Origin of the sequence: Lentzea kentuckyensis (assembly GCF_002150765.1) — a bacterium.
Classification (GTDB): Bacteria; Actinomycetota; Actinomycetes; order Mycobacteriales; family Pseudonocardiaceae; genus Lentzea; species Lentzea kentuckyensis.
The window spans coordinates 34,407-51,414 of the sequence record NZ_MUYM01000113.1 but is presented as its reverse complement, the minus strand read 5'-3'; the positions used below and the strand labels follow the sequence as shown (position 1 = coordinate 51,414).

Sequence of the window (17,008 nt, the reverse complement as noted above, 5' to 3'; positions counted from 1 at the left end):
GCAGGCTCGCGCAGGGGTCCCCCTGAACGCAGGACCCCCCGCGACCCAACGTACTCAGAGGGTCTGACACTTCTGCCGAGCGAACCGCGAGTGCAGAGCGATGCCGAAGGCGAGTCGACGCGAAGGCGCAGCCGAGCCGTCCTGTCCTTGGCATGCGTATCGGGTGGGTGGTTCCGTCACGAGTCGTGCCATCAACCCGCGTGCGGCGCTGGCCCGGTTCTCGATCAGATTGGCGGGGTCCGGGGCGGAGCCCCGCGTCCTAGACGCAACACGCCCCTCGCAAGGTGACCACCCGCATGAGTCGCGTCTCGCAACGCAACCACTCGCCCGTACCCTGGACCTCACCACCCACCCACGAGAGGACCAGCGGTGCAACCCGGTCAGTTCGACATGCAGGCCCTGCTCCAGCAGGCCCAGAACATGCAGCAGCAGATGGCAGAAGCACAGCAGCAGCTGGCCGAAACGCAGGTCACCGGCAACGCGGGCAACGGCCTGGTCACCGCCACGGTCACCGGCGGCGGCGAGCTGGTCAACCTCGCCATCGACCCCAAGATCGTCGACCCCGAAGACGTCGACACCCTCCAGGACCTGGTGATCGCCGCGATCAAGGACGCCAACACCAAGGCCCAGCAGCTGGTGGAGCAGAAGCTCGGCCCGCTCGCCCAGGGTGGCCTCGGCGGATTGCTCGGCTAAATGTACGAGGGCCCAGTACAGGATCTGATCGACGAGCTGGGCAGACTCCCAGGCGTCGGCCCGAAGAGCGCCCAGCGCATCGCCTTCCACCTGCTGGCAACGGAACCCGCTGACATCGAGCGGCTCCAGCAAGCACTCCAGAAGGTGAAGGAAGGCGTCGTCTTCTGCGACGTCTGCGGCAACGTGAGTGCGGAGACCACCTGCCGCATCTGCCGCGACCCGAAACGCGACCTCAGCCTGGTCTGCGTGGTCGAGGAGCCCAAGGACGTCCAGGCGATCGAGCGCACCAGGGAGTTCAAGGGCCGCTACCACGTCCTGGGCGGCGCACTGGACCCGCTGAGCGGCGTCGGACCGGACCAGCTGCGGATCCGGCAGCTGCTCAACCGCATCGGCACGGCGACCGACGGGATCGACATCTCCGAGGTCATCATCGCCACGGACCCCAACACCGAGGGCGAGGCCACGGCCACCTATCTGGTCCGGATGCTCAGGGACTTCCCCGGCCTCACGGTCACCAGGCTGGCCAGCGGCCTGCCGATGGGCGGTGACCTGGAGTTCGCGGACGAACTGACCCTGGGGCGTGCGCTATCTGGTCGCCGAAGCATGTGACCCAAGCTCCACCGCGACTGGGCAACACCCGCTTGGTCGCGGTGGACGGCCCGTCTGGCGCCGGCAAATCCACCTTCGCGCAGGACCTCGCAGCAGAACTCGGCGCCCAGCTGATCAGCACCGACCACTTCGCAACGTGGAGCGACCCCACAACCGGCTGGTGGCCACGGCTGGTCAACGCCCTCGATGAAGTAGCCGACGGCAGGCCAGGCCGGTACCGGAAAACCGACTGGTCCCAAGGTTTTCCGTGTATCGAAGAAGGCGACGAGGTGGAAATCCGTCCACAAGGGACGATCATCCTGGAGGGTTTCTCCTCAGCCAGGAAAGCTAACACCCGCACCAGCCTCACCATCTTCGTCGACCACGGCGACGAGGCGGCAAGGCTGGAACGCGCGGTACAACGGGACGGCGAAAGCCAGCGGCAGCACTTCATCCGTTGGCAGCAATACGAAAGAGGCTGGTTCGCGGTCGACGAGACCAAGGCCAGAGCCGACTACGTCGTCACTTCCAGCTGAGCCCGGACCACCCCGGCCTCAGGCGTGCCGATCTCGCTGAACACCTCGAGCGAGGACGCCCAGTACCCGCGAGCCGAGTCAACGTCACCCAACGCCGCGGCAGCGTCGCCCGCCAGCTGCAAGGCACGCCCGAACACCCAGCGGTGGCCGGAATCCGAGCCGGCCGAAGCGGCTCGCTGGGCGCACTCAAGTGCACCGTGGGCGTCGAGGGTGTCGAGGTGGATGCGCCCGAGCACGAGCAGCACCTCCATCTCGGCCAGCCGGAACTGCGACCGCCCCGCCTCGACCAGCGCTGAGGTCGCCATCGACAGGGCGTCCTCGTAACGACCCACCCCGCGATACGCCGACGCCAACCCGCGCCGCGCCGAGCAGACGCCCCACGAGTAGCCGGTCTCCACCGCGATCGCCAGCGCCGACGAGAACTGCTCCACCGCCTCCTCGAACCGGAGAGCGCCCTCCAACGCCCGGCCGAGCAGGTTCTGCGCGTCGCAGACGCTCTTGGCGTTCTCCAGGTCCTGCGCGATCTGCATGGCTGCGGACGCCTCGATCGCGGCCTCGTCGTAACGGCCGCGCATGATCAGCGTGATGGCCATGCCCTCGTGCATGGTGTGGCCGAAGTTGCGGGCGGCCGCACGTTCGTACAGCTCGCTGGCCTGCGCGAAGTAGGAGGCGCCGAGGTCCGGCGTACCGCGCGACGCGTGGACCTCGCCGAGGGCGCGCATCGCGTTCGCCTGGCTGATCCACGAGTCGAGGCGCGTGCCGACTTCCAGGGCCTCCTCGAACGTGGTCGCCGCGCGGTCGAGCTGGCCCAGCTGCATGTAGACGCCGCCGAGGTTGAACAGGGCGTTGGCGAGCACCTGGGTCGCGTGGACCCGGCGGGCGATCACCAGGGCGCGTTCGAGGTGCTCGGCGGCGTGTTCGAGTTCGCCGAGGTCGATGTAGACGCTGCCCGCGTTGGACAGCACCGCGGCCTCGGCCTCTGGCAGGTCGATGTGCTCCTGCAGGGCGATGGCCTGCTGGTAGTAGCCCAGAGCGTTGCGGTGCTGGCCCGTCACCCAGTACAGCGTGCCGAGCGACGACAACATCGCGAGCTGGCCGAGCTCGTCCCGCGGCGCGCGGGCACCGAGCAGGCCGGCCTTCGCGGTCTCGCGCCACTCGGCGGTCAGGCCCTGTGTGTAGAAGTAGCCGCGCAGGGCGTCGGCCAGCTGCCACGGCGAGTTCTCCGGGTCGCGCTCCACGGCGTGCGCGACCAACGCCACCAGATTCGCCCGCTCTACGTCCAGCCACGTCAACGCCTCGGTGGAGGTGCTGAACGTGCGCGGCAGCACGCCGTCCAGGGGCGCCGGACGTGGGAAGCGGAACAGCGTCGACTTCATCGCCGAGGTGGCGTTGTCGACCGAGCGCACCGCCCAGTCCACCAGCCGCCGCAGCGCCAGGCGGGAGTCCGCGCGGCCGTCCTCGAACGCCAGGCGCTCGGCCGCGTAGTCGCGCAGCAAGTCGTGGAACTGGTAGCGGGACGGCGCGTGGTTCGCGATCAGGTTCGCGGTGGCCAGCCGGTCGAGCCGGCGGCGAGCGTCCTGGGTGGTCAACCCGCTCAACGCCGCGGCCATCTCAGGGGTGAAATCGGTACCCGGAACGAGGGACAGCAGCCGGAACATCTGCGCCAGCTCGGGCTTCAGGGCCGTGTAGGAGAGATCGAACGCCGCGTGCACCGCGACCCGTTCGTCGCCTTCCACGGCCAGCGCGGCGAGCCGGTTGCCCGCCCGCAGCTCCTCCACGTAGTCCGCGATGGACAGTTCCGGACGCGACACGAGGTTCGCGGCTGCGATACGCAAAGCCAATGGCAGGTGCGCGCACAACGCGGCCAGCTCCAGTGCGGCGTCCTCCTGGGACTCGACCTCGTCCGCACCCAGGATGCCTGCGAGGAGTGACTTCGTCTCGTGCCAGTCGAGCACGTCCAACCGCACGTTCGACGCCGCGTGCGACACCGCCAGGCCGCGCAACGTGTCGCGTGAGGTCACCAGCACCGCGCACCCCGGCGAACCCGGCAGCAGCGGCCGGATCTGCTCGGCGGAGGAGGCGTTGTCGAGCAGCAGCAACACGCGCTGGCCGGTCAGCGTCGACCGGAACATCGCCTCCTGCTCGTCCTGGTCCAGCGGCACCTGGTCCGGTTCGGTCCCCAGCGCGCGCAGGAACCGCGGCAGCACGTCGACGGCGCTCAACGGCGGGCCGGGGGCGTATCCGCGCAGGTTGACGTACAGCTGACCGTCCGGAAAGTCCGTGCGCATCCGGTGCGCCGCGTGTACCGCCAGGGCGGTCTTGCCCACACCCGGCGGGCCGGCCAGCGTCACGACCGGCACGCCCTGCGCGGTCCGCAGGAGGGCGATGATCAGCGCCACGGCCTCGTCGCGACCCACGAAGTCGGGGATGTCCGCGGGCAGCTGGGACGGCACGACCCGCTCGGGCTTCGCGGCCACCACCGGCACACCCGCGGAAGCGGCGGCGATCGCGTCGATCGACCCGGACAGCACCTGGCTGTGCACGCGCCGGAGCTCGTCGCCGGGATCGATGCCCAGCTCGTCGCCGAGAAGACGGGAAACCCGCTGGTAGGCGGCCAGCGCCTCGCTCTGGCGGCCCGACCGGTACAGCGCCACCATCAGCTGCGCCCAGAACCGTTCGCGCAACGGATGTTCGCTGGTCAGCCGCGAGAGCTCGGCCACCAGCTCGCCGTGTCGGCCCAGTTCGAGATCGACCTCGACCCGGCGTTCCAGCACGTGCAGCCGGCGTTCGTTCAGCCGCGGCACCTCGTCGCGGTGCAGGATCTCCGACGGCACGTCGACCAGCGCCGGACCTCGCCAGAGCCCGAGCGCGGCGGCGAACGCGGCAGAGGCGGCCTGCAGGTTGCCGGCGGCGCGCTCCTGCTCGCCCTGATCGATCAACGGTTCGAAGCGCATCAGATCGATCGTCTTCTCGTCGACGTCGATCAAGTAGCCGTCCGGGACGGTCCGGATGGGCACGGACGGTCCGAGCAGCTGTCTGAGACGCATCACATAGGTCTGCAAAGTAGCTCGCGCACGGGCCGGTGGATCGTCTCCCCACACGTTCCCGGCGAGCTCGTCCACGGACACCGAAGTGCCCGCACGCAGCAACAACGACACCAGCAGCGCCCGCTGACGACCCGCGCGGACCAGCAGTGGTTCGGAGTCGAGGAGCACCTGGAGAGGGCCGAGCACGCGGAACTCGACCTGCCTGCTCATGTGACCTCCTCCGCGTGTCGTTGTTGTTTCTACAGCCTAGGAGAGCGTTCGACGTATCCGTGGTGCTCACGTTGGGTCAGCGGACGTGCGCCGGACGTATCAGAATGCCTGGTCTAGTGGCCGGATCGTGACCTGAGTAACCCCGGAGGGGGTATGTACAACGGTTATGGTCGGCGACCACACCGTGAGATGTGCGGATTGTCCAAGGGGTGTTTGATGGTCCACTCAGTAACGGCTCGCCGCCGTTGGGTTGCCGCGATCGGCTTCCTCAGCGTCAGCGCGCTCGCCCTGTCCGGTTGCGCGCAATCCCAGCGCGACTCTGGTGGGGGCGGCAAGGAAGGCGGCACGCTGACCTTCGGCGCCGCCGGCGCGCCGAAGCTCTTCGACCCGTTCTACGCGACTGACGGCGAGACCTTCCGGGTCGCTCGCCAGATGTACGAAGGCCTGGTCGGCTTCAAGCCGGGTACCGCCGAAGTCGAGCCCGCGCTGGCCACCAAGTACGAGTCGAGCGCCGACGGCAAGACGTGGACCTTCACCCTCAAGGAGGGCGTGAAGTTCCACGACGGCACGGACTTCAACGCTGAGGCCGTCTGCTTCAACTTCGAGCGCTGGTACAACCAGAAGGGCGCGGCCCAGTCCGACGCCGTCTCGCAGTACTGGCTGGACAACTTCGGCGGGTTCAAGACCACGCCGGACAAGCCCTCGCTGTACAAGTCCTGCGCGGCCAAGGACGCCAAGACCGCCGTCATCGAGCTGAACGAGGTCACCTCGCAGTTCCCGTCGGTCCTCGGCTTCACGTCGTTCTCGATCTCCAGCCCCGAGGCGCTGAAGAAGTACGACGCGGACAACGTCGTGGCGGCCGGTGACGCGTTCACCTACCCGGCCTACGCGAACGAGCACCCGACCGGCACTGGCCCGTTCAAGTTCGGGAAGTACGACAAGGCCAACAACACCGTGGAGCTCGTGAAGAACGACGCCTACCACGGCACCAAGGCCAAGCTGGACAAGATCGTCTTCAAGATCATCCCGGATGAGACCGCCCGCAAGCAGGCGCTCAAGGCCGGCGACATCGACGGCTACGACCTGCCGAACGCGGCGGACTGGGCCGGTCTGAAGACCGACGGCTTCAACGTCGCGATCCGTCCGGCGTTCAACGTGTTCTACCTGGGCATCAACCAGAAGAACAACCCGAAGCTCGCCGACCTCAAGGTCCGTCAGGCCCTGATGTACGCGATCAACCGCGAGCAGCTGGTCAAGTCGCAGCTGCCCGAGGGCGCCAAGGTCGCGACGCAGTTCATGCCGGACACGGTCAACGGCTACAACAAGGACATCAAGGCAGTCGGCTACGACGCCGCCAAGGCCAAGTCGCTGCTGGCCGAGGCCGGTGCCTCCGACCTGACGCTGAAGTTCTACTGGCCGTCCGAGGTCACGCGTCCGTACATGCCGTCCCCGAAGGACCTGTTCGGCGCGATCTCCGGTGACCTCCAGGCCGCCGGCATCAAGATCGAGGTCACCACGAAGCCGTGGAACGGTGGCTACCTGACCGACGTCGACAACGGCATCCCGGACCTGTTCCTGCTCGGCTGGACCGGTGACAACGGCACCGCGCACAACTGGGTCGGCACGTTCTTCGGCCGCACCGACAACCGCTTCAACACCGGTGTGTCGCCGTGGGGCAAGACCCTCGCGGACGCGCTGGCCAAGGCCAACGCCGAGCCGAACGAGGCCGCCCGCACCAAGCAGTACGAAGAGATCAACAAGAAGATCATGGAGGAGTACCTCCCCGCGATCCCGATCTCGCACTCCCCGCCCGCTCTGGTGTTGAAGTCGGACATCAAGGGTGTCGTCCCGAGCCCGTTGACCGACGAGAAGTTCGGCCCGGCCTCCAAGGGCTGAGCTGACTAGCTCCCACCACAAGAGAACAACGGGGTAGCTCAAGTGCTCCGCTACACGATTCGACGGCTGATTCAGCTGGTCGGCGTGGTGCTGGTGCTCTCGCTGCTGCTCTTCGCGTGGATGCGACTTCTCCCAGGAGGGCCGGTTTCGGCCCTCCTGGGAGAACGCGCTACGCCGGAGTCGCGCGCAGCCCTCACCAAGCAGCTCGGCCTTGACCAGCCGATCATCGTTCAGTACTTCAAGTTCCTCGGACGCGCGGCGTCCGGCGACTTCGGCGTCTCCACCGGTGTTCAGCCCGGTGACTCGGCGCTCGACATCTTCCTCCAGCGGTTCCCCGCGACGATCGAGCTCAGCTTCTTCGCGATCGTCATCGCGATCGCGATCGGCGTCCCGCTCGGTTACCTCGCCGCGAAGCGTCGCGGCGGCTGGTTCGACAACCTCAGCGTGGTCGGCTCGCTGATCGGCGTGGCCGTGCCGGTGTTCTTCCTCGCGTACGTGCTCAAGGACGTGGCGTCGTCCGCGCTCGGCCTGCCCTCGCAGGGCCGGCAGGACGCCATCGACGCCACCCGCGTCACCGGGTTCTTCACCCTCGACGGCGTGATCACCGGCGAGTGGGACGCGACGTTCAACGCGCTGGAACACCTGATCCTGCCGGCGATCGCGCTCGCCACGATCCCGTTCGCGGTGATCTTCCGGATCACCCGCGCGGCCGTGCTCGACGTCCTCGACGAGGACTTCGTGCGCACCGCCGAGTCGAAGGGCCTCACCGCTTCGGTGATTCGTCGTCGGCACGTGCTGCGCAACGCGATGCTGCCGGTCGTCACGACGATCGGCCTGCAGACCGGCGCGCTGCTCTCCGGCGCCGTGCTCACCGAGAAGGTGTTCTCGATCCCCGGTGTCGGCCAGGCGCTCGCCATCGGCTTCGAACGCCGGGACTACCCGGTGCTGCTGCTGTTGATCATCATGGCCACGATCGTCTACGTCGTGGTCAACCTGCTGGTCGACCTCTCGTACGCGCTCATCGACCCGCGCATCAGGACGAGGTGAGCGAAGTGGCACTTGGTGTGACCAAGAAGGAAAAGATCGACGGTCTCGCGGAGTCCGCGGGCGTATCGCTCGCCGCGAGCGCGTGGAAGAGGCTGCGCCGCAGCCCGGTGTTCCTCACCGGCGCGGTGATCATCGGCATCTTCGTCGCGCTCTCGGTGCTCTCGCCGTGGCTCGCCCCGCACGACCCGTCCGACAAGATGCTCGTCGAGCAGGTCGTCAAGGCGCGCAACGAGATTCCGCCCGTGCAGCCGGGTCACCCGCTCGGTGGTGACCTGCAGGGCCGCGACTTCCTGTCGCGTCTGCTGGTCGGTTCGCAGCAGACGCTGATCGTCGGCGTCGGCGCGACGCTGATCGGCCTGTCCGGCGGGTTGATCCTCGGCACGCTCGCGGGCGCCATCGGCGGCTGGGTCGACTCGGCCGTCATGCGGCTCGTCGACGTCATGCTCTCGCTGCCGTCGCTGCTGCTGGCGTTCTCGATCGCGGCGATGTTCGCGAAGCCCAGCCAGTTCACAGTGATCCTCGCGGTCGCGATCGTGCAGATCCCGGTGTTCGCCCGGCTGCTCAGAGGCTCGATGCTCGCGCAACGGCACAGCGACCACGTGCTGGCGGCGACCGCGCTGGGCGTGAAGAAGGGCGCGATCGTGTTCCGGCACATGCTGCCGAACTCGCTCAGCCCGGTGATCGTGCAGTCCACGCTGGTGCTGGCCACCGCGATCATCGAGGCGGCGGCGCTGTCGTTCCTCGGCCTCGGCAACCCGGACGACCGGATCCCGGAGTGGGGGCAGATGCTCGGAGACGTGCAGAACGTCTTCGACACGCATCCGCACCTCGCCGCGTGGCCCGCGGTCTGCATCATCATCGTCGCGCTCGGCTTCACGCTCATGGGCGAGACGCTGCGCGAAGCCCTCGACCCGAAGAACAGGCGGTGAGTCGTCGTGGCACTGCTCGAAGTTCGTGACCTCACCGTTGTGTTCGAGCGCAGGGGCGAGGAGCCGTTCCGTGCGGTCGACGGCGTCAGCTTCGACGTCGAGCCCGGCCAGACGGTCGGACTCGTCGGCGAGTCGGGCTGCGGCAAGTCCGTGACATCGTTGGCGATCATGGGTCTGCTGCCCAAGCGCGGCGCCAAGGTCACCGGCACCGTGAAGTACGACGGCACGGACCTGCTCAAGCTGTCCGACCGGGAGATGCGTGACCGTCGCGGCCGCGATCTCGGCATGGTCTTCCAGGACCCGCTGTCCTCGCTCAACCCCGTCGTCCCGATCGGCCTGCAGGTCACCGAGGTGCTCGAACGGCACCGCGGCCTGGCCCGCAAGGAAGCCATGATCGAGGCGAAGGACCTGCTCGACAAGGTCGGCATCCCGGACCCGAACCGGCGGCTCAAGGAGTACCCGCACCAGCTCTCCGGCGGCATGCGGCAGCGCGCGCTGATCGCCATCGCGCTCGCGTGCCGGCCGAAGCTGCTGATCGCGGACGAGCCGACGACGGCGCTGGACGTGACCATCCAGGCCCAGATCCTGTCGTTGATGAAGGAACTGGTGCAGGACCTCGGCACCGCTCTGGTCATGATCACCCACGACCTGGGTGTCGTCGCCGGGCTGTGCGACGAGGTGAACGTGCTGTACGGCGGCAAGGTGGTCGAGAAGGCCATGCGGCACAAGCTCTTCGCCGAGCCGCGCCACCCGTACACGCACGGCCTGCTGGCCTCGATCCCGCGCCTGGACGCGGCCCGTCACGACAAGCTGACGCCGATCAAGGGTTCCGTCGCGGACAACATCCCGTGGGCGCACGCCTGCGCGTTCGCACCGCGGTGCCCGAACGCGCTGGACATCTGCCGCACGGAAACGCCGGCGGAGGAAGACCAGCTGGGCCGTCTGCTCCGCTGCCACAACCCGGTCGTGCCGGGAACTCCCGCCGCCGAGGAGGTGCCGGTATGAGCGAGACCCTGGTTTCCGTCCAGGACATGAAGGTGCACTTCCCGATCAAGCGGGGCGTGTTCATGGACCGCACGGTCGGCTACGTCTACGCGGTCGACGGCGTCGACCTGGAGATCAAGCGCGGCGAGACCTACGGCCTGGTCGGCGAGTCGGGTTGCGGCAAGTCCACCCTCGGGCGGGCGATGCTGCGGCTCAACGAGCCGACCGCGGGCAAGATGGTCTTCGACGGGCAGGACTTCTCGAGCCTGAAGGGCGAGGAGCTGCGCAAGATGCGGCGCCGGATCCAGATGGTGTTCCAGGACCCGCTGTCCTCGCTCGACCCGCGCCAGTCCGTGGAGTCGATCCTGGTCGAGGGCCTGCGCGCGCACGACCTGGACAAGAGCAAGGAGTCCACGTCCAAGCGACTGCGTGAGCTGCTGACGGCCGTGGGCCTGCCCTCCACCGCGCTGCGCAAGTACCCGCACGAGTTCTCGGGCGGCCAGCGGCAGCGCATCGGCATCGCCCGCGCGCTGGCACTGGAGCCGGACCTGATCGTCGCCGACGAGCCGGTGTCCGCGCTGGACGTGTCGGTGCAGGCGCAGGTCGTGAACCTGCTGGAGGAGCTGCAGCAGCAGTTCGGCCTGACGTACCTGGTGATCGCGCACGACCTCGCCGTCGTGAAGCACATCTCCGACCGGGTCGGCGTGATGTACCTCGGCGGACTGGTCGAGGAGGCCACCTCCGAGGACCTCTACGCCGAGCCGCTGCACCCGTACACGCGGGCGCTGCTGTCGGCGATCCCGGTGCCCGACCCGGTGGTCGAGGACCGGCGCGAACGGATCCTGCTGGCGGGCGACCTCCCGTCGCCGGCCAATCCGCCCACCGGCTGCCGGTTCCACACCCGGTGCCCGTGGAAGCAGGCTTCCCGCTGCGACACCGAGCGTCCGGTGCTGCGGGAGCTCAAGCCGGGGCACAAGGTGGCGTGCCACTACGCCGAGCAGATCCGGGCCGGCGAGATCCAGCCGCACGAGGTGAAGCCGATCCTGGTCGAGGAGGACGACGGCATCTCGCCGGACGTCCCGCTGGTGGGCCCGGCTTCGGTCACCGAAGCGCTGAACCCCTGAGATGGCAACGGCAACGGCACGGTTGAGCGCACGCGCGCTCAACCGTGCTCTGCTTTCCAGGCAACATCTGCTTCGACGGCACGACCTGCCCGAGCGCGACGTGGTCGAGCACCTGGTGGGCATGCACGCGCAGGTACCCGTGGGCCCGTACGTCGGGCTCTGGTCGCGGCTGCGGAACTACCGGCCGGAGCGTCTGTCCACAATGGTCGCGGAACGCGAGCTCGTCCGCACCGCGCTCATGCGGTCGACGATCCACCTGGTCACACCGGACGACTGCCTGACGCTGCGACCGTTGGTGCAGAAGGTGCTGGACCGCGACCTCTACTCGAACTCGAGCCATGCCGCGGTCGTGAAGGACCTCGACCTCGACGCGGTGGTCGAGGCCGGCCTGGAGCTGCTCGACGAGCGGCCGCGCACGCCGAGCGAACTCGGCAAGGCACTGCACGAACGCTGGCCGGACCGCAGGCCGGACACCCTCGCCTACGCGGTGCGCAATCTGGCCGCGCTGGTGCAGATCCCGCCACGCGGTACGTGGGGCGGTACCGGCCGCACCGTGCACGCCTCGGCGCGGACGTGGCTGGGCAGGCCGATCGACCCCGCCCCGTCGATCGAGCGGATGATCCGGCGCTACCTGGCCGCGTTCGGCCCGGCGACCGTGCCCGACATCCAGGCGTGGTGCGGGCTGACCAAGCTGGCCGAGGTCGTCGGCCGGATGGAGCTGCGGGTGTACCTGGACGACGACGGCCGCGAGCTGTTCGACGTCCAGGAGGCCGAGCTGCCCGATCCGGCGGTGCCCGCGCCGCCGAGATACCTGCCCGAGTTCGACAACGTGTTCCTCTCGCACGCGCGGCGGGAGCGGATCATCCCGGAAGGCCTGTCGTTCGCCGAGTGGAGCCGCAGGCACGGGCTGCTGATGACCGCGCGCGGTGGCGTGCTGCGCGGCAGCCTCCTGGTCGGCGGGCTGCTTCAGGGCATCTGGCGGGTGGACCGGGAGAAGAAGGCGTACAAGCTCGTCGTCGAGCCGTTCACGAAGGTGTCGAAGAAGGACCTGGCGACCCTGGAATCCGAAGGCCGCAGCCTGCTGGTGTTCGCGTTCGGGCAAGGGGAGTCGTTCGACGTGCAGGTGGTGCTCTAGCGCGGGCTGTTCCAGTTCAGGGATGGACAGTCGCGGGGCGATTTTGCTGAGGGCTGCTGAGATCGCGTCGGTCGACGGGCTCGAAGGAGTCACGATCGGGCGGCTCGCGGTCGAGCTCGGCATGAGCAAGAGCGGTGTCTTCTCGCACTTCGGAGCCAAGGAAGAGCTGCAGATCTCCACCGTGCACGCGGCCGCGGAGATCTTCGCGCGCGAGGTCGTGGTCGCCGGTGGGGCTGTCCTGGACGTGTGCGGCCGCTGGCTCGACTACTCGAAGCGCCGCGTGTTCCCCGGCGGCTGCTTCTTCGTGGTCACGCGCTCGGAGTTCGCCGCCCGCCCCGGCCGCGTGCGCGACGCGTTGATGCTGTTCAACCTGCGCTGGATCTCACTGCTGGAGCGACTGACCGGTGACGCCCAGCTGGCGTTCGAAGTGGACGCCCTGCTGGCCGCCGCGGACCGGTTCGCCGTGCTCTACGACGACGCCTCGGCGTACGAGAGAGTGCGGTCGGCGTTGCGCGCACGGATCACCATGCCCACAGGGATGGAGATGAGCGTGGCCACGGCGAACGACAGCAGCATGGCGAGCCACGCCTCCTCGACGATCTGGCCACCGATGTACCCCACGGTGGCGGGGTAGAGGCTCCAGAGCGCCGATCCGACCGCCGCGACGGGGATGAACCGCCGGAGCGGCCACTTCAGCGCACCCGCCAGCAGTGCGCCCACGATGCCGCCGGCCGGCAGGAACCGCGCCGCGATGAGGATCGTCTCGCCCTTGGACCCGAGCTGGTCGGCGGTCCACACGACCATGGCCCGCGCCTTGGCGTTCTTGTTGACGCGGTCGAGGGCCCGCATGCCCATCCGGCGGCCCATCGTAAAGTTGATCATGTCGCTGGCGAGGCAACCCGCGGCGGCGACGAGGACCACGAGGTAGAGCGGAACCTCACCGGAAGCGGCCAGGACGCCGGCGCCGATGAGCACGGCCTCCGTCGGTGCCAGGGGCACGACGGCGACCAGGAACAGCACGACGAGGCTGGCGGCTGTGGTGCTCATGATCCGTGAACGTACGTGACGCGGATGAACAATCCCGACCTGGGTGTTTCTTCAGCGCACCTACAGGATGGAAGTCGATCTACGCTGGTTCGTGCCGTTCACCCTCGCCCATCCAGCCGCGGTGCTGCCGCTGCGCCGGTTCCTCTGGTTTCCCGGACTCGTCGCGGGCGCCGTCGCGCCTGACGTCGGTTACTACGTTCCGGTCCTGCCGACCCACGACGTGCTCGGCGGATCCCTTGCCGCAGTGGTGTTGCTGCTGGTCGGACGGCTGTTGCTGCCCTCGGTGATGGCCGTGGCGCCGGAGTTCGTGCGGAGCCGGGTGGCGCCGCCGGGAGACTTCCGCCGGCCCGTCGTGCGCGCCTTGTCCATTGTGGTGGGAGTGCTCACGCACCTGCTGTGGGACGCCTTCACGCAGACCGACGGATGGTTCGTGCAGCGGTGGGACTGGTTGGACATCTCGGTCGTCGGACCTCACCGGCTCTACAACGTGATCGGGTACGTGTCGTCGCTCGGCGGCCTCGTGCTGCTCGCCTGGATGGCTACCCGCTGTCCGAAAGTGCATGACTGGCCGTCACGTACCGGGAAATCCCGGTACAAGTTCTGGATCTTCGTGGCCCTTGCCGCGGCAATCGGCGTGACGTGGTCTTTGTCTGATCCTGTCAGCCAGATCAGCCTTTATGACTGGGTACGGCGTCTTCTGCTGGGCCTTGTTCAGGGTGTGAGCGTCGCCGTCGCCCTCCACGCCGTTCTGTGGCGCTTCAACCAGTCACGGCATGACACGCGATGACTGCCCGGCACCCGTCTTGACCTGCTCGTTCAGCCGTCATTAACCTCCGAGGTCCAATAGGAAAGCTTGTTTACCAATCCTTCGAGCCGCCGCCCTTGCCCAGGAGGACGAAGTGATCAGAAAGCACACCCGAGCGGGTGTCGCGTTAGCTCTGTTCGCGCTGGTGGTACCGCAGATCGCGGCATCAGGCACGGCTAATGCGGCTGACTCCCTGCTGTCCGCCAACAAACCCACCACCGTCTCGTCCGTCGAGGCGCAGACCTTCGGTGGCGCCAACGCCGTCGACGGAGATCCGACCACCCGGTGGGCGAGTCTCGAAGGCGTCGACCCGCAGTGGATCGCCGTCGACCTCGGCGGCACGGCCACCATCTCCAAGGTCAAGCTGACCTGGGAGGCCGCGTACGCCTCCGAGTACAAGATCCAGACGTCGAGCGACGGGTCGACGTGGAGCACCAAGAAGACCCTCACCGGCCAGAACGGTGGTGTCGACGAGAACGCCGTGGCCGCCTCCGGCCGGTACGTGCGGATCTACGGCACCAAGCGCGGCACGTCCTACGGCTACTCGCTCTTCGAGCTGGAGGTCTGGGGCAGCCCGGCGAGCGGTGGTGACACCACGGCACCGACCGCGCCGACGAACCTCGCGAGCACGGGCACCACGTCGAGCTCGGTGAGTCTGCAGTGGACGGCCGCGACCGACAACGTCGGCGTGACCGGCTACGACGTCCTGCGCAACGGCAGCGTCGTCGGTACACCCACGGGCACGTCGTTCACCGACACCGGGCTGGCGTCCGGCACGGCGTTCACCTACACCGTCCGCGCTCGTGACGCGGCCGGGAACCTCGGGCCCGCGAGCAACGCGGTGCAGGCGACCACTTCGCCGGCCGGCCCTGGCGACAGCATCACCGTCGTGGTCGCCGGCGACATCGCGTCGCTGACGAACACCGAGCACTACGAGACCGCGAAGCTCATCGAGCAGATCAAGCCGAACCACATCGTGACGGTCGGCGACAACCAGTACGACAGCGGCAAACTCACCGAGTTCATGGCGCACTACGACAAGTCGTGGGGCAAGTACAAGAACATCACCCACCCCGCGACCGGCAACCACGAGTGGGAAGACAACCTCAACGGCTACAAGTCGTACTTCGGCGCCCAGGCCTATCCGCAGGGCAAGCCGTACTACAGCTGGGACGCCGGCGAGTTCCACTTCGTCTCGTTCGACTCGAACAAGCTCTACGAGAGCGGCAGCGACTCGACGCAGCTGACCTGGCTGAAGAACGACCTGACGGCGAACACCAAGCCGTGCGTCGTCGGTTACTGGCACCACCCGCGGTTCAACTCGGGTCAGTACGGCGACAAGTCCGTGATGGCGCCGCTGTGGAACGCGTTCGCGGACGCCAAGGCCGACGTGGTGTTCAACGGTCACGACCACCACTACGAGCGGCTGGCTCCGCTGAACAAGAGCGGCGCGATCGACACGACCAACGGCATGCGCGCCGCGATCGTCGGCATCGGCGGTGACTACCTCTACGACGAGGTCAAGCCGCGCACTGGTGTCGAGAAGTGGTTCGCGGACAGCCACGGCGTCATGAAGCTCACCCTGTCCGGCCGCTCCTACTCGTGGGAGGTCATCGACACGGCGGGCACCGTCCGCGACAAGGCCGGTCCCTACAACTGTCGTTGACCTGCTGATCGGAGGCCGTCGTGTACATCGCAACCGCTCGACAAGCTCCCGCCGCGGGTGGCACCGGCAGGATCGCGGCGAACGTGCTCGCTCTGGGCGCGGTTTCCCTGCTCACGGACGTCTCGTCCGAGATGGTCACCGCGATCCTGCCGCTGTACCTGGTGCTGGGGCTGGGGTTCTCCCCGCTGCAGTTCGGTGTGCTCGACGGCGTCTACACCGGTGTGACGGCTCTGGTTCGCGTTGTCGGCGGTCACGCGGCCGACCGCTGGCAACGGCGCAAGTTCGTGGCCGGACTCGGATACGGGATCTCGGCGCTGGGCAAGCTCGGCCTGCTCGCCGCCGGGACCTCGGCAGGCGCGATGGGGCTCGTGCTGGTCGGGGACCGGACCGGCAAGGGCTTGCGCACCGCGCCGAGGGACGCGCTGATCACGTTGAGCAGCGAGCCTTCGGCGTTGGGACGTGCCTTCGGTGTTCACCGTGCCATGGACACCGTTGGCGCGTTTCTCGGTCCGCTGGTCGCGTTCTGTCTCTTGTGGACGCTTCCGGCGCGTTACGACGTGGTGTTCGTCGTCAGCTTCTGCTTCGCCGCGGTCGGTTTCCTGGTGCTCGTGCTCTTCGTCCGCGACCACCGGGACGTGCTGCCACGCGTCGCGGTGTCGCTGCGGAACGCCTTCGGGTTGTTGCGGTCCAGGCCGTTCCGGCGGGTCTGCCTGGTCGCGTGCGGGCTCGGGTTGCTGACGCTGGGAGACGGGTTCGTCTACCTGTTGCTGCAGAAGAAGCTCGACGTCGAGGTCGCCTACATCGCGTTGCTGCCCCTCGGCACGGCCGGCGTGTACCTGCTCGCCGCCGTGCCGCTGGGCGCGCTGGCCGACCGGATCGGGAGGTGGCGGATCTTCCTGATCGGCCACCTCGCGCTGCTCGGCGCCTACCTGCTGCTGATCGGGTCGTCCGGAATCGCTCTGCTGGCAGGGGTTCTGCTGCTGCACGGGTTGTTCTACGCGTGCACGGACGGCGTGCTGATGGCCGTCGCAGGGCCTCTGGTGCCGGAAGAACTGCGCACGTCCGGTCTGGCCCTGCTCCAAACCGGACAGGTGCTGGCGCGGGCTTGTTCGTCCGTCGCGTTCGGTGCCCTTTGGACGTGGTTCGCGTGGTGAGGATCCTGATCGTGCTGGCAGCCGTGGTGCTGCTGGGCGCCGGTGCCACGGCGTACGCGTTGCGTGAGCCGGACAAGATTTCCGTTGCTGTTGAGCAGGGTTCGGTGGAGCTGACGCCTGGGCGGCTGCTGTTCGTGGACGACGCGA

13 protein-coding genes and 2 pseudogenes are annotated in these 17,008 nt (G+C 68.1%); 13 read left to right on the top strand and 2 right to left on the bottom strand.

The features are described from left to right. Window positions 1-390 precede the first annotated feature (390 nt). The 3 genes from B0F77_RS39710 to B0F77_RS39700 are packed head-to-tail and all read left to right on the top strand — an operon-like array spanning window position 391 to window position 1,817. Window positions 391-693: a YbaB/EbfC family nucleoid-associated protein gene (locus B0F77_RS39710; RefSeq protein WP_166045766.1), complete on the top strand. Its 303-nt coding sequence runs from the start codon at window positions 391-393 to the stop codon at window positions 691-693. Next, entirely contained in the window at window positions 694-1,302 is a 609-nt protein-coding gene (gene recR, locus B0F77_RS39705) for a recombination mediator RecR (RefSeq protein WP_086668219.1), read from the top strand. It abuts the gene before it with no gap. Between the two features lie 41 nt (window positions 1,303-1,343). Beyond that, on the top strand, window positions 1,344-1,817 hold the full coding sequence (locus B0F77_RS39700; RefSeq protein ID WP_342746893.1) for a uridine kinase family protein: 474 nt from the start codon (window positions 1,344-1,346) through the stop codon (window positions 1,815-1,817). Here B0F77_RS39700 and B0F77_RS39695 read toward each other — a convergent pair. Continuing rightward, window positions 1,796-5,074 (bottom strand): AfsR/SARP family transcriptional regulator, encoded by a 3,279-nt coding sequence (locus B0F77_RS39695; RefSeq protein ID WP_086668217.1) that lies wholly within the window; start codon window positions 5,072-5,074, stop codon window positions 1,796-1,798. The two genes, B0F77_RS39700 and B0F77_RS39695, sit on opposite strands and share 22 nt — an antisense overlap. A 216-nt stretch (window positions 5,075-5,290) precedes the next feature. On the opposite strand from B0F77_RS39695, the gene B0F77_RS39690 reads away from it, so the two are divergent. From B0F77_RS39690 to B0F77_RS39660, 7 genes are read left to right on the top strand one after another with little or no spacing between them, the layout of a single operon-like run. Next, on the top strand, window positions 5,291-6,970 hold the full coding sequence (locus tag B0F77_RS39690; protein WP_086668216.1) for an ABC transporter substrate-binding protein: 1,680 nt from the start codon (window positions 5,291-5,293) through the stop codon (window positions 6,968-6,970). Between the two features lie 42 nt (window positions 6,971-7,012). Beyond that, window positions 7,013-8,017 (top strand): ABC transporter permease, encoded by a 1,005-nt coding sequence (locus B0F77_RS39685; RefSeq protein ID WP_086668215.1) that lies wholly within the window; start codon window positions 7,013-7,015, stop codon window positions 8,015-8,017. A 5-nt stretch (window positions 8,018-8,022) separates the two neighbouring features. Beyond that, on the top strand, window positions 8,023-8,946 hold the full coding sequence (locus B0F77_RS39680; RefSeq protein WP_211294269.1) for an ABC transporter permease: 924 nt from the start codon (window positions 8,023-8,025) through the stop codon (window positions 8,944-8,946). A gap of 6 nt (window positions 8,947-8,952) precedes the next feature. Next, window positions 8,953-9,951: an ABC transporter ATP-binding protein gene (locus B0F77_RS39675; protein ID WP_086668213.1), complete on the top strand. Its 999-nt coding sequence runs from the start codon at window positions 8,953-8,955 to the stop codon at window positions 9,949-9,951. Continuing rightward, window positions 9,948-11,054: an ABC transporter ATP-binding protein gene (locus B0F77_RS39670; RefSeq protein WP_086668212.1), complete on the top strand. Its 1,107-nt coding sequence runs from the start codon at window positions 9,948-9,950 to the stop codon at window positions 11,052-11,054. Before B0F77_RS39675 ends, B0F77_RS39670 begins: the two co-directional genes overlap by 4 nt. Window position 11,055: 1 nt before the next feature. Next, entirely contained in the window at window positions 11,056-12,189 is a 1,134-nt protein-coding gene (locus B0F77_RS39665) for a winged helix DNA-binding domain-containing protein (protein ID WP_086668211.1), read from the top strand. Between the two features lie 22 nt (window positions 12,190-12,211). After that, window positions 12,212-12,823: a TetR/AcrR family transcriptional regulator gene (locus B0F77_RS39660; RefSeq protein ID WP_086668210.1), complete on the top strand. Its 612-nt coding sequence runs from the start codon at window positions 12,212-12,214 to the stop codon at window positions 12,821-12,823. A gap of 38 nt (window positions 12,824-12,861) precedes the next feature. Here B0F77_RS39660 and B0F77_RS50220 read toward each other — a convergent pair. Beyond that, window positions 12,862-13,236, bottom strand: a pseudogene (locus B0F77_RS50220) (DedA family protein); the annotation flags it as partial. Window positions 13,237-13,303: 67 nt separating this feature from the next. Between B0F77_RS50220 and B0F77_RS39650 the strand changes: the two are divergent. The 3 genes and pseudogenes from B0F77_RS39650 to B0F77_RS48830 all read left to right on the top strand — a co-directional run. Then, complete coding sequence (locus tag B0F77_RS39650; RefSeq protein WP_281252609.1) at window positions 13,304-14,023, top strand: DUF4184 family protein; 720 nt, start codon at window positions 13,304-13,306, stop codon at window positions 14,021-14,023. Window positions 14,024-14,135: 112 nt separating this feature from the next. Next, entirely contained in the window at window positions 14,136-15,707 is a 1,572-nt protein-coding gene (locus B0F77_RS39645; protein ID WP_086668208.1) for a discoidin domain-containing protein, read from the top strand. A gap of 20 nt (window positions 15,708-15,727) precedes the next feature. Further along, window positions 15,728-16,932: pseudogene (locus tag B0F77_RS48830) on the top strand (MFS transporter); the annotation flags it as partial. Window positions 16,933-17,008: the final 76 nt, after the last annotated feature.

Bases quoted from the DNA above. Each gene is read 5' to 3' on its own strand.
- B0F77_RS39710 (WP_166045766.1), top strand. From the start codon at position 391: ATGCAGGCCCTGCTCCAGCAGGCCCAGAACATGCAGCAGCAGATGGCA.
- B0F77_RS39650 (WP_281252609.1), top strand. From the start codon at position 13,304: ATGGAAGTCGATCTACGCTGGTTCGTGCCGTTCACCCTCGCCCATCCA.
- B0F77_RS39660 (WP_086668210.1), top strand. From the start codon at position 12,212: ATGGACAGTCGCGGGGCGATTTTGCTGAGGGCTGCTGAGATCGCGTCG.
- B0F77_RS39695 (WP_086668217.1), bottom strand. From the start codon at position 5,074: ATGAGCAGGCAGGTCGAGTTCCGCGTGCTCGGCCCTCTCCAGGTGCTC.
- recR (WP_086668219.1), top strand. From the start codon at position 694: ATGTACGAGGGCCCAGTACAGGATCTGATCGACGAGCTGGGCAGACTC.
- B0F77_RS39670 (WP_086668212.1), top strand. From the start codon at position 9,948: ATGAGCGAGACCCTGGTTTCCGTCCAGGACATGAAGGTGCACTTCCCG.
- B0F77_RS39690 (WP_086668216.1), top strand. From the start codon at position 5,291: ATGGTCCACTCAGTAACGGCTCGCCGCCGTTGGGTTGCCGCGATCGGC.
- B0F77_RS39665 (WP_086668211.1), top strand. From the start codon at position 11,056: ATGGCAACGGCAACGGCACGGTTGAGCGCACGCGCGCTCAACCGTGCT.